This is a genomic window from Aquabacter albus, from assembly GCF_040049275.1.
In the GTDB taxonomy this organism is placed as follows: Bacteria; Pseudomonadota; Alphaproteobacteria; order Rhizobiales; family Xanthobacteraceae; genus Aquabacter.
This window is the reverse complement of the sequence record NZ_JBDZDT010000002.1, coordinates 356796-369411: the sequence shown is the minus strand read 5'-3', so window position 1 is coordinate 369411 and position 12616 is coordinate 356796. Positions and strand designations below refer to the sequence as shown.

The 12616-nt window shown below is 66.1% G+C and carries 7 protein-coding genes; 2 read left to right on the top strand and 5 right to left on the bottom strand.

Annotation, left to right across the window (positions count from 1 at the left end):
* Nucleotides 1-174: 174 nt before the first annotated feature.
* Complete coding sequence (locus ABLE91_RS04720; protein ID WP_348928876.1) at nt 175-3363, top strand: efflux RND transporter permease subunit; 3189 nt, start codon at nt 175-177, stop codon at nt 3361-3363.
* An 82-nt stretch (nt 3364-3445) separates the two neighbouring features.
* On the top strand, nt 3446-4660 hold the full coding sequence (locus ABLE91_RS04715; RefSeq protein WP_348928875.1) for an efflux RND transporter periplasmic adaptor subunit: 1215 nt from the start codon (nt 3446-3448) through the stop codon (nt 4658-4660).
* Nucleotides 4661-4722: 62 nt separating this feature from the next.
* Here the strand turns inward: ABLE91_RS04715 and ABLE91_RS04710 are convergent, their stop codons facing one another.
* From ABLE91_RS04710 to ABLE91_RS04690, 5 genes are all read right to left on the bottom strand, one after another.
* On the bottom strand, nt 4723-6765 hold the full coding sequence (locus tag ABLE91_RS04710) for a calcium-binding protein (RefSeq protein WP_348928873.1): 2043 nt from the start codon (nt 6763-6765) through the stop codon (nt 4723-4725).
* 218 nt (nt 6766-6983) lie between these two features.
* Entirely contained in the window at nt 6984-9596 is a 2613-nt protein-coding gene (gene acnA / locus ABLE91_RS04705) for an aconitate hydratase AcnA (protein WP_348928871.1), read from the bottom strand.
* A gap of 70 nt (nt 9597-9666) precedes the next feature.
* Nucleotides 9667-10704 carry an Ldh family oxidoreductase gene (locus tag ABLE91_RS04700; RefSeq protein ID WP_348928869.1) on the bottom strand — a complete coding sequence of 346 codons (1038 nt, stop codon included), beginning with the start codon at nt 10702-10704 and terminating at the stop codon, nt 9667-9669.
* The gene (locus tag ABLE91_RS04695) at nt 10701-11453 is read right to left on the bottom strand and encodes an MBL fold metallo-hydrolase (protein WP_348928867.1); all 753 of its coding nucleotides are present in this window, start codon (nt 11451-11453) and stop codon (nt 10701-10703) included. The genes ABLE91_RS04700 and ABLE91_RS04695 overlap by 4 nt, the downstream gene beginning before the upstream one ends.
* Before the next feature lie 13 nt (nt 11454-11466).
* Complete coding sequence (locus tag ABLE91_RS04690) at nt 11467-12534, bottom strand: Bug family tripartite tricarboxylate transporter substrate binding protein (protein WP_348928866.1); 1068 nt, start codon at nt 12532-12534, stop codon at nt 11467-11469.
* Nucleotides 12535-12616 lie beyond the last annotated feature (82 nt).

Here is a 12616-nt window from a genome sequence, read left to right as displayed (position 1 = left end):
AACGTAACATCACGCAACGCGCATCGTTATTTGGGACAAGTGAATTGCCCCTTTCCGTTCAAATGAACAGAATGTTACTCTGCTCACATCGGTGCGTCTTTAACATGCCATCGCTTAGGTGGCCGGTACGGGGCCGATACCTCGTGGGCACCGCATTGGGGAAAGCGGTTTTCGATGGTGGGAATTGTCCGGCTGGCCCTGGCCAGGCCCTATACCTTTGTGGTCATGGCCCTTTTGATCCTGATCTTCGGGACGATGTCGGCCCTCCGAACACCCACCGACATCTTTCCCGATATCCGGATCCCGGTCATCGCGGCCATCTGGAGCTATAACGGCCTGCCGCCGGACGAGATGGCCGGGCGCATCGTCTCGGTCTACGAGCGCTCGCTCACCACCACCGTCAACGACATCGAGCACATCGAATCCCAGTCCGTCGCCGGCTACGGCATCATCAAGGTCTTCTTCCAGCCCAACGTGAACATCAACACGGCGAATGCGCAGGTCACCGCCATCTCGCAGACCGTGCTGAAGCAGATGCCGGCGGGCATCACGCCGCCCAACATCCTCAATTTCAGCGCCTCCAGCGTGCCGATCCTCCAGATCGCTTTGTCGAGCGCCACCCTCACCGAGCAGCAGCTCGCCGACACCGCCCTCAACCTCATCCGCCCGCAGCTCATCACCGTCCCCGGCGTCGCCATCCCCTTCCCCTATGGCGGCAAGGTGCGGCAGATGCAGATCGACCTCGACCAGCGCGCCCTGCGCTCCTATGGCCTTGCCGCGCAGGATGTGGTGTCCGCCCTCACCGCGCAGAACCTGATCACGCCGGTGGGCACCCAGAAGATCGGCAGCTTCGAATACACCGTCAGCCTCAACAACGCGCCCAAGCGCATGGTCGAGTTCCGTGACCTCCCCATCAAGGTGGTCAACGGCACCGTCGTCTACATGCGCGACGTGGCGAACGTGCACGACGCCTCGCCGCCGCAGATGAACGTGGTGGAGCTGGACGGGAAGCGCGGCGTGCTCATGTCGATCCTGAAGACGGGGTCGACCTCCACCCTCGACATCATCGCCGGCATCAAGGCGAAGATGCCGCTGATCCAGGAGACCCTGCCGGCCGGGCTCGACCTGAAGCTGGTGGCCGACCAGTCCGCCTTCGTGGAGAACGCCGTGTCCGGCGTGATCCATGAGGGCCTCATCGCCGCCGGCCTCACCGGCCTGATGATCCTCATCTTCCTCGGCAGCTGGCGCTCGACCCTGATCATTACGGTGTCGATCCCGCTCGCCATCCTCGCCTCGGTGACCATGCTCTCGCTTCTTGGCGAGACCATCAACGTCATGACCCTTGGCGGCCTCGCGCTCGCGGTGGGCATCCTGGTGGACGATGCCACCGTCACCATCGAGAACATCAACTGGCACCTGGAGCAGGGAAAGCCGGTGGAGACCGCCATCCTGGATGGCGCGCAGCAGATCGTGGTGCCGGCCACCGTCTCCCTGCTGTGCATCTGCATCGCCTTCGTGCCCATGTTCGGGCTGGGCGGCGTCGCGGGCTATCTGTTCCGGCCTTTGGCCGAGGCGGTGGTGTTCGCCATGATCGCCTCCTACATCCTGTCGCGCACGCTGGTGCCCACCATGGCGAACTATTTGCTGCGCCAGCATGTCCAGCACCTCAACGAGGGGAAGCGCAAGCGCAACCCGTTCGTGCGCTTCCAGAGGGGGTTCGAGCGCGGCTTCGCGGCTGTCCACAGCGCCTATGCGGGGCTGCTCCATCTCGGTCTGCGCAAGCGACTCTACATGATCGGCGGCTTCCTCGCCTTCACCGCGGTCTCCTTCAGCCTCGTGCCCTTCCTCGGCTCGAACTTCTTCCCGGACATCGATTCCGGCGAGATCAAGCTGCATGTGCGCGTGCAGACCGGCAGCCGGCTTGAGACCACGACACGGCTCGTGGACCGGGTCGAGACCGCCGTGCGCGAGATCATCCCGCCGGACGAACTGCGCAGCGTGGTGTCGAACATCGGCCAGCCCGTCAGCGGCATCAACATCGCCTATTCCAATTCGGGCACCATCGGCGTGGTGGACGCCGACATCCTCATCACCCTCAACGAGGAGCACGCCCCCACCGCCGATTACGTGCGCGAGCTGCGCGAGGCGCTGCCGCGGAAGTTCCCGGGCACGGTGTTCTCCTTCCTGCCGGCGGACATCGTCTCGCAGATCCTCAATTTCGGCTCCCCCGCCCCCATCGACGTCCAGATCGGCGGCGCAAAGCTGGCGGAGAACCGCGTGTTCGCCAACGAGTTGGCGGAGCGTATGCGCATGGTGCCCGGCCTTGCGGACGTGCGGGTGCAGCAGGCATTCCGGCAGCCGACCATGAGGGTGGACTTCAACCGCACGCTGGGCGGCCTCGTCGGCCTCACCGAGCAGAACGCCTCCACCAGCATGCAGCAGAGCCTTGCGGGCAGCGGCCAGACCAATCCGGTCTACTGGCTGAACCCCGACAACGGGGTCTCCTACCCGGTGTCCATCCAGACGCCGCAATACACGATGAACAAGTTGGAGGGCCTGAAGAACCTGCCGGTCTCCGCCAACGGCAATTCGCAGCTCCTCGGCGGCCTCGCGCTGTTCCGGCCCACCGCCGGCAACGCAGTCGTCTCGCGCTACAATATCCAGCCGGTGGTGGACATCTATGGCACGCCCACCGTGCGCGACCTCGGCGCCGTGGCCAGCGATGTGAGCAAGATCATCACCGAGATGTCCCCGCAATTGCCCAAGGGCTCGCGGGTGACCATGCGAGGCCAGGTGGCGACCATGCAGTCCGCCTACCAGCAGCTCTTCATCGGCATCGCCTTCGCCATCGTCCTGATCTACCTGCTCATCGTCGTGAACTTCCAGTCCTGGATCGACCCCTTCGTCATCGTTCTGGCGCTGCCCACGGCGCTCGCCGGCATCGTCTGGATGCTATTCGTGACGAACACGACCTTGTCGGTGCCGGCGCTCACAGGGGCGATCATGTGCATGGGCGTCGCCACCGCGAACTCCATCCTCGTCATCAGCTTCGCCCGCGAGAAGCTGGCCGCCGGCGCCAATGCATTCGAGGCGGCGCTCGCGGCAGGCGCCACGCGCTTCCGCCCGGTGATCATGACCGCGCTTGCCATGATCATCGGCATGGCACCCATGGCCATCGAGGCGGGCCAGAACGCCCCCCTGGGCCGGGCGGTGATCGGCGGCCTCATCTTCGCCACCTGCGCCACCCTGTTCTTCGTGCCCGCCCTCTTCAGCCTCGTGCATGCCCGCGACCACCTGAAGAAGCCGGCCGAGACGCCCCTGCCGGAGGGGACGAGCGCGCCCGAAGGGGCGGCCCACGCATGATCAGAACAAATATCAAAAGAGACTACTTGCGGAGGGACGTGCCATTCCGCACTCTTCACTCCGACATCCCATGGAGCCCTGAATGTCTTCGGACGAGCTGAAAACGGACCAGATCCGCGAACCGAAGCCGCGCGTCGTGCTTCTCGGCGGGCTGTGCCTCCTGCTGGCGGCCGGCGTCCTGGTCTTCACCGGCATCCGCAGCCGGGCGAAAACCGAGACGGATCTTGCGAGCTGGACGAAGGAACAGGCGCTTCCCACCGTGGACGTCATCAAGGCCCAGCGGGGCGGCGGGGCGCAGGAACTGGTGCTGCCCGGCGACATCCAGGCCCATGCCGCAGCCTCCCTCTATGCCCGCGCCAGCGGCTATGTGAAGGCGTTCTATAAGGACATCGGCGATACGGTGAAGAAGGGCGAGGTGCTCGCCGAGATCGACACGCCGGAGCTGGACCAGCAATACGCCCAGGCCAAGTTCGACGTCGCCACCTCCGAGGCCAATTTCAACCTCGCCGACGCCACCGCGAAGCGCTACGCGGTCCTGGTGCAGAAGAACGTGGTGTCGCAGCAGTCCGACGACGAGAAGAGCGGCGATGCGCGCGCCAAGCAGGCGGCGCTGGATTCCGCCAAGGCCAACCTTGCCCGCATCGACGCCCTGATGCAGTTCAAGTCGCTGTCGGCGCCGTTCGACGGCATCGTCACCGCCCGGGCGCTGGACGTGGGCGCGCTGGTCAATTCCGGCGGCGGCACGGGCACGGGCCTGTTCCAGGTCTCCGACATCAGCCGCGTCAAGGTCTATGTGCGGGTGCCGCAGGCCTATATCGCCTACATGAAGCCCGGCGCCAAGGCGACGCTGGACCTCATCCAGTATCCCGGCCAGCATTTCGACGCGACCGTGGTCCGCACGTCCAATGCCATTGCCCAGGAGACCCGCACGGCGCTGGTGCAGCTCCAGGCGGAAAACCCCGATGGCAAGCTCTGGCCCGGCACCTATGCCGAAGTGCATTTCCACCTGGAGCCCAACGCCAACATGCTGCGCCTGCCAGCGACGGCGCTGGTCTTCGGCGAGCAAGGGGTCCAGGTGGCGACGATCAATGACGACAACGCCATCGTCATGAAGCAGGTGCAGATCGGCCAGGACATCGGTAGCGACGTGGAGGTTCTGGCCGGCCTCTCCCCATCCGACCGTGTCGTGAACGGCCCGCTGGAGACCCTCACCACCGGCGATACGGTGCGCCTTGGCGATACCCCCGCCGCCAAGCCGCCTGCGGTCGTGCAGAGCAATCGCGCACCGACGCATTGAGGGCGCGCGCCGGCACTTGTGGTGCCGGCGCGGACCTTCCGGCCCGCGCCGCGGATGGCGGCTCAGACGAAGTCGAACGCCATGTTGGCCGACGTAAGGTCGGCCATGTTCACGTCATCGAGCATCACGCCGAAGGTCCAGGGCTGGATGCCGCTGAAGTCGATATAGGTCCCTTCGGCGGTCTGGGTGGCGTGGGCCATCACGTCCTCATAGCTGAAGAGGCCGCCGCCCAGATATTCCAGGGTGTAGGAGATGTGGAGGATGTCGCCTCCTTCGCCGGGCTGGAAGTCGATGATGCGGTCCCTGCTGCTCGCTTCCCAGTCGAACATGAAGCGGTCGGAGCCGCTGCCGCCCACCAGGAAGTCATTGCCGCCCTCGCCGATGAGGACGTCGTCGCCGGCACCGCCCCTGAGGGAATCGTGGCCCTGGCCAGCCACCAGCCGGTCGTTCCCATCATCGCCGCGCAGATAGTCCCGGCCGGCGTCGCCATAGAGGAAATCGTCGCCGGCATCGCCATAGAGCCAGTCGGTGCCGTCGCCGCCCTGGACGCTGTCACTCCCGTCGCCCGCGGAGACGAAGTCGTCGCCGGCTCCGCCGGAAATATCGTCGTCCCCGCCGAGGCCCTCCATATGGTCCGCGCCGCCACCGCCTTCGAGCTGGTCCGCGCCCGCAAGGCCGATCAGCCAGTCGTTGGTCTCCGCGCCGGTGACGATGAGGTGTTCGATATTGGTGAAGCTGGCGCCGTCCGAGGACAGTCCCATCGTGCCGTCCACCACGCCCGGACCGGCTCCGGACAGCGACAGGGTCAGCGTGTCATCGCCGCTGCCGCCATCCACCGTGCCCGCGTGGGCGATGGTTATGCTGTCATTGCCAGCGCCGCCATTGATGGTGTCATTGCCATCGACGCCGTCGAGCACGTTGTCGGCGGCGTTGCCGATCAACGTGTCGGCCTGCGCCGTGCCGCGCACATTCTCGATGCCCGCGAAAGTGTCGCCCTGGGCTTCGCCGCCGCTGCCGGTGCCCGCCACGAGGTCCACGGTGACGGCGCTGCCACCAAGCGCGTAGAGCGCCCAGTCCGCCCCTGCCCCGCCGTTGAGCGTGTCCGCGCCGGCGCCGCCGGTGAGCATGTCGTTGCCGCCGCCGCCGGCGAGGATGTCGGCGCCTGCGCCACCGTCCAGAGCGTTGGCCACGCCGTCGCCGGTGAGGGTGTCGGCATGGTTGGAGCCGATGAGGTTCTCGATGCCCGAGAGATGGTCGCCCTCCGCATCGCCGCCGCTACCGAGGCCGGTGGCGAGGCTCACCGTGACGCCCGAAGCGGAACCCTCATAGCTCGCCGTGTCCGATTGGGTCGTCACGCCGTCGCCGCCGATGATGGTGTCGGCGCCCGCGCCGCCGATGATGAGGTCGCGGCCGCCCTGGCCGTTCAGGATGTTGTCGCCGGCATCGCCGATGATGGTGTCGTTGTCGCTCGAGCCGCTGACATTCTCGATGCTGATGAGGACGTCGCCGCCGGGACCGGTTCCGTTGACGAGGTCGATCACCGCATTCGGGCCGGAATACCGATAGAAGGCGGTGTCGCTGCCAGAGCCGCCATCGAGGATGTCGGTGCCGTCGTCGCCCACCAGCACGTCGTTGCCGGCACCGCCCTGGAGCGTGTCATCGCCCTCGACGCCGTCGAGCGTGTTGTCACCGGCATCGCCGATGAGCGTGTCGCCGTAGCCGGAGCCCACCAGGTTCTCGATGGATATCAGGACATCGCCCTCGGCGCCGAAGCCATGGCCGATGCCCTGGGAGAGATCGACCGTGACGGCGCCGGGCGAATAGATGTAGCGCGCCGTGTCGGAGCCTTCCCCGCCATCGAGCAGGTCGTCGGCTGGCGGCTGGTCATAAGCCCAGTCGCCGTTCAGCTCGTCATCGCCGGCTCCGCCTTCCAGCCAGTCGGCGCCCAGATTCCCGACCAGGGAATCGTCGCCGTCTCCGCCGAGCAGATGGTCATCGCCAGCGCCGCCGTCCATGATGTCGTTGCCGCCGAGCCCGGACATCTCGTCGTTGCCCGCGGTGCCGCTCATGTAATTGTTGTCGTCTGTTCCGATGATGGGAGCCATGGGGTCCTCCATTATGGGGCGGAGGGCGATGGCCGGGCATAAGGCCCGTCGCGCGGCAGCGGCACGATCTGCTTAGCCGCGATACATTCATCTCTGCTGCAACGCCTGCATCGACCCTCGAAATACAGACTACATCGCGACATTACTTAACGCGAGCGCAATATATCTTAGTAATTTCAATCTATTTGATTCAAAAATGAATGGAAATTCCACTCATTCTAGTGCAACTGCTTGGACAGCCGCTCTCTCAGGATCAGCGGGATCACACCTCCGGCGGCGAGGACATCCACTTCGAGACTGGTTTCAACCGCGGCCGCCGCCTTGAACGACAGCGTCGAGCCGCCCTTACGTCGGATGACGACTTCGATCTCGCAACGTGGGCTTAGGCGCTCGAGGGGGGCATCGACAATGATCTCGTCCGAGGGGCTCAAGGCAAGGTCGCCCGGGCCCATACCAGGCGGGAGCCGCAACGGGAGCACACCCATGTTCACGAGGTTCGAGCGATGGATGCGCTCGAAGCTGGATGCGAGCACCGCCCGCGTCCCGAGCAGAGCGGCGCCCTTGGCAGCCCAGTCGCGCGACGAGCCCATTCCGTATCTCTCGCCGGCGACAATCACGACGGAACGGCCTTCCGCCTTGTAGCGCTCCGCCGCGAGCCACAGGGGCATCAGGTCGCCGCTGGGATGGTGGATGGTGCTGCCGGGCGGAACGGCCTCACCCAGCAGGTTCTTCACGGTCTTGTTGGTGAAGAGGCCGCGGATCATGGCCTCCCAGTTTCCGCGCCGCGACGAGAACACATTGAGGTCGGCGGGATCCTCGCCGCGCTCGATCAGGTAGGTCGCGGCTGCGCTCTTGGGATTCACCGCGCCGGCGGGAGAGATGTGATCGGTCGTGATGTCGTCACCGACCACGAGGATGGGCGTCGCGACGTAGCGGCCGAGGCGGCTTTCGCAATCCATTGCCGCGAACGGCGGCTGGCGAATGTAGGTGGATGCCTCGTCCCACGGAAAAAGCGGTGTCGTTGGCGCGTCCAGGCGCAGCCACACAGGATTGGCCTCGGCTTCGTCATAAGCGGGTGCGTAATCGCCCGGTCGCACCGCGCGGCTCATGGCTGCGTCGATCTCCGGCCCGGTCGGCCACAGTTCGGAGAGGTGCACGGGACGACCGTCCGGCGTCGCGGTGACCGGATCGCTCAGGATGTCCCGATCCATATCACCGGCAAGGGCATAGGCGATGACGAGCGGAGGCGAGGCCAGGAAGCCCGCCTCAAGCTGGGGATGGACGCGCCCGGGGAAGTTGCGATTTCCGGAGAGGACCGCGACCGGCAGCACGCCCCTGTCGGCCACCGCGTCCAGAATGGGTTGCGTGAGCGTGCCGGAATTCCCGATGCACGTGGTGCAGCCGTGTCCAACGATTCCGAAGCCCACTGCCTCGAGGTCCTCCAGGAGGCCGGCGCGATGAAGATAACGCTCCGCGGCCGGCGAACCGGGCGCCAGCGATGTCTTCACCCAGCCCTTCGGCGTGAGGCCCAGGAGGCGCGCCCTGCGCGCCAGAAGCCCGGCCGCGACCAGAAGACGGGGATCGGAGGTGTTGGTGCAGCTGGTGATCGCGGCGATCGCCACTGCGGCGTCCGGCACGGGGTCGGTGTCGGTGGGTGGCGCAACATCATGACGACGCATGGGCGCGAGCGATGCGCGTGCGTCCTGCGGCCGGAGCAGATCCTGTGGCCGGCGCGGGCCTGCCAGGGCGACCTCGATGCTCCCTAGATCAAGCTCAAGCACCTCGGCATATGTCGGATTTGCCTCGGGATCGAACCAGAGACCGACGCGGCGCGCATATGCCTCCACGAACACGACGTGATCCGCCGTGCGGCCCGTGGCCCTGAGGTAATCGACGGTCATATGGTCGATGGGAAAGAAGCCGGACGAGGAGCCATATTCCGGCGCCATGTTTGCCACCACGGCGCGTTCACCCGCGGAAAGGCCCGACACGCCGGGGCCGAAGAATTCGACAAACCGGCCTGAGAGTTCGATCGATCGCAGAAGGCTCGTCACGCGAAGCGCGAGGTCGGTGGCCAGGACGCCGTCCCGCAGCCGTCCGGTCAGACGGACACCGACGACCTCGGGGACGCGCATGGTGACCGGCATGCCGAACATAACGCTTTCGGCCTCAAGCCCGCCCACGCCCCACGCCACCACGCCGATCCCGTTGATCATGGGCGTGTGGCTGTCGGTTCCGATCAGCGTGTCCGGCACCGCCCACAGGACGCCCCCGCGCATCTCGCTCGTGACCACGGTGGCGAGGCGCTCAAGATTGATGGTGTGCATGATGCCCGTGCCGGGCGGGTGGACGGTGACGTTCGCCAGCGTGTTGGCCGCCCACTTCATGAAGCGGTAGCGCTCCAGATTGCGCCGGAGCTCCACCTCCATGTTGCGCTCGCGGGCATCGCTGCGGGCGAACACGTCCACGGCCAGCGAGTGATCCGTCGACACGTCCACGGGAAGTACGGGGTTGAGCAGGGCGGGGTCGCCGCCCGCCTCCGCAAGCGCGGAGCGGGACGCGGCAATGTCCACCAGCGCCGGACCGCAGGTGGTGTCGTGCATCAGCACACGGCCGGGATGGAAGGGGATCTCGGCTTCGCTTCCCGCATCGTTCAGCCAGGCGGGAATGGCCTCCAGCGCCGGATCGCCCGTGGGGGTACAGCGCAGCAGGTTCTCGAGAAGGACCCGGTGCAGCCAGGGCAGATGAGCGAGCCTTGTTCCGGCAAAAGCAGGCAAATCGACCACGCGATATGTGTGGCCCGCCAGCTCGACATCCGAAAAACGATCCATGCCCTGAAACCTCGGAAAGCCCGCGGGCTGGCTTTGCTCAGCTCAGCCCGCGGCGCCTGTCGCACTTCTTCTAGCTCTGAGACTGCTCCGCGAGCACCTCAAGGGCCTCAAGATCCTCTGCGGCCACCGCGACACCTTCCGCCCGCTGCCGCCGCAGCAGATCGAATTCCGTATCACCAGGAAGACGCACCGGCCGCTCCGGATCGGCAGCCGGTGTCGACCGGATGATGTCCTTGAAGTCGGCCATGCGCCTAGCGAGCTCGTCAGGAGCCGCGAGCCGCTTGGTGTCGATCAGGATGAAGAAGTGGCCGAGGTCCTGATGCGCCTCGGGCTGCTTGTCCCATGCCTTCACTCGCGTGAGGTAAGAGGCGCCCGAGAGCACGCCGGATAGGAGGTCCACCAGCAGGGCCAGGCCGTAGCCCTTGTGTCCGCCGAACGGCAGCAGAAAGCCAGCGAGGGCGGCCGTGGGGTCGGTCGTCGGCTGGCCTTTCGGGTCCGTCGCCCAGCCCTCAGGAATGGAGGCGCCCTGCTTCAATGCCCGGCGGATCTTGGCCCGCGCCGCCACGCTCATGGCGAGATCCAGCAGGATCGGATCGCTGCCCGGAGCGGGAACGCCGATGCCAAGCGGATTGTTGCCGAGCCGGGTGTCCATGCCGCCCCAGGGCGCGATGGTCGTCGTCGCGTTGGTCCCGATGATCGAGGCAAAACCCTCCTCGGCCGCTATCAAGGCATAGGGCATGATAGGGCCGAAATGGTTGGAGGCGCGGGCAAAGGCGGCTCCGATACCGACTTCGCGGGCAGACGCCATGGCGGCCTCCAGCGCGCGCATGCCGACGAGCGGCCCCATTCCGTTGGCGCCATCCACGAGGGACAGGCCGGGCGCGACGCGGTTGGTCGCCACGACCGCCCGCGCGTCGATGCCCCCGACTTTCACCCGGTCGAGATACTGCATCACGCGGCTGACCCCGTGGGTCCGCAAGCCGAACAGGTCCGCAAGCACCAGCACCTGGGCGACGCTCCGCGCATCTTCCTCCAGCATCCCGCCACTCACCAAAGCGCGCGTGGCAAGGCTGCCGAGCTTTTCCTCGGCGACAACTGCGTCCGTCATTCCATACCCTTGGTCAGGTCGATTGAAGTGGTCACGGAGAGGTCTTCGTCGAACCATGCGGCGATGGCCGCCTTGCGTTCGCCGATATACTCCGGCCGGCCCTCGGCATTCAGGCGCAGGGAGAGATCGTGGCCGGGCACCACGATCATGTCCGGCGCCTCACGCCACTGGCGCCAAACCGTTTCCAGCGAAGCCCGGCTTGCCTCGGCGTCCATCGTCATGTCCGTTCGGAGCGAGAGCAGCTCCGCGCGGTTCTTCGCCGCGTCACCGGTGAAGAGGACCGGCGGAGAAGACTCCAGCCGGAACAGCATGCATCCGGGCGTATGCCCTGGTGCAGCGATCGCCGTCAGCCCGGGGAGGAAGGTCGAATTCTCCTCGATGAGACGCACGCGCGGAGAGCGCACCATGTCCTGGACGTAGAGTTCAGGGAGCGGGTTGAAGCCCGGCGGCACATCGCGCGCCCATTCCAGCTCGACCCGCCCGATCCAGACGGTCGCGGCGGGAAACAGCGTGTAGTTCACGCTGTGATCGTAATGGGCGTGGGTCAGAACCACATCCGTGACGTCATCCGGGGAGACGCCGTTGGCGGCGAGCTGCTTTTCCAGCTCTTTGCGAACGCCGAAAGCCCCGACATCGATCAGGATGACGCGGCCTTCGCCGCGCAGCATCGCGATGGTGCTCCACCCCAGGCCACCGTGGCACACGCTCTTGCCGGGATAGCCCTGCACGAGCACATCCACACGATACATGAGCCGCTTCCTCTCAGTTTTCCGGGCGAATGTCGGCGTCGCGAATGAGCTGGGTGAGCTTGGCGGTTTCGGCATCCACGAAGGCCTTGAAATCCGCCGCCGACATGGGGGCCGGCTCGGCGCCCTGCTCCTCCAGCTTCTTGATCAGCGTGGGATCGCGCAACGCCGCCGTGGCGGCAGCATGGAGGCGCTCGAGGATGGGCGCCGGCGTGCCGGCCGGCGCGAAAAGCCCGAACCAATTGACCAGTTCATAGGACGCCAGTTCCGGGGTCTCCGACAGGGCCGGAACGTCCGGCAGGCTCGGAATACGCTGGCGCGATGTGACGCCGATGGGGCGCAGCTTGCCTTCCTTGACCATCGGCAAGAGCGCAGGCGCGCCGCCATAGGTCATGCTCACGCGGCCGCTCACCACATCGGTCAGGATGGAACCCGTTCCGCGATATGGGACGTGAACGGTGTCGACCTTCGCAATCCTGTTGAACAACTCTCCATTGAGATGCTGGAGATTGCCGATCCCGGACGTCGCGTAGGTCAGTTTTCCCGGCTCCTTCTTCGCCAGCGCAATCAGCTCCGCCGCGTTGCGCGCCGGCACGTCGCTGGCGACCACCAGGAGATTGGGTATCCGCACGACGAGCGTGATCGGCACCAGATCCTTGGCCGGATTGTACGGCAGCTTGGCGCCATAGAGCGCCGGTGCGGCGGCCACCTCACCGGCCGAGGCCAGCACTATGGTGTAGCCGTCCGGCGTCGCGGTCGCTGCGGCGCGCGCACCCAACTGTCCGCCCGCACCGCCCCGGTTTTCTATGACGATCGTCGCCGATCCAGTTGGGCTCAACGCCGCCCCCATGGGCCCCGCGAGCAGGCGAGCGACGATGTCGACCCCGCCACCCGGGGCGAACGGCACGATCAGGCGGATCGGACGATCCGGATAGGTGGATTGAGCATTCGCCGCCGACGGGGCTCCCCCCGCAAGGCCGAGCGAGCCAAGAAGCAGCGCGGCGATAGCGCCGCGCCGGGTCCATCCCCGCTGCGTGTCCCCGGAGCCGGAGCCCTCGCAATTCACTCCCTCACTTGCAGTCACGGCGCATCCTCCCATCCATTGCTTGTGCCAAGAATGGATTTTGATCGCAAAAAATGCAATATGGTATTTTCCATCGGTCGCG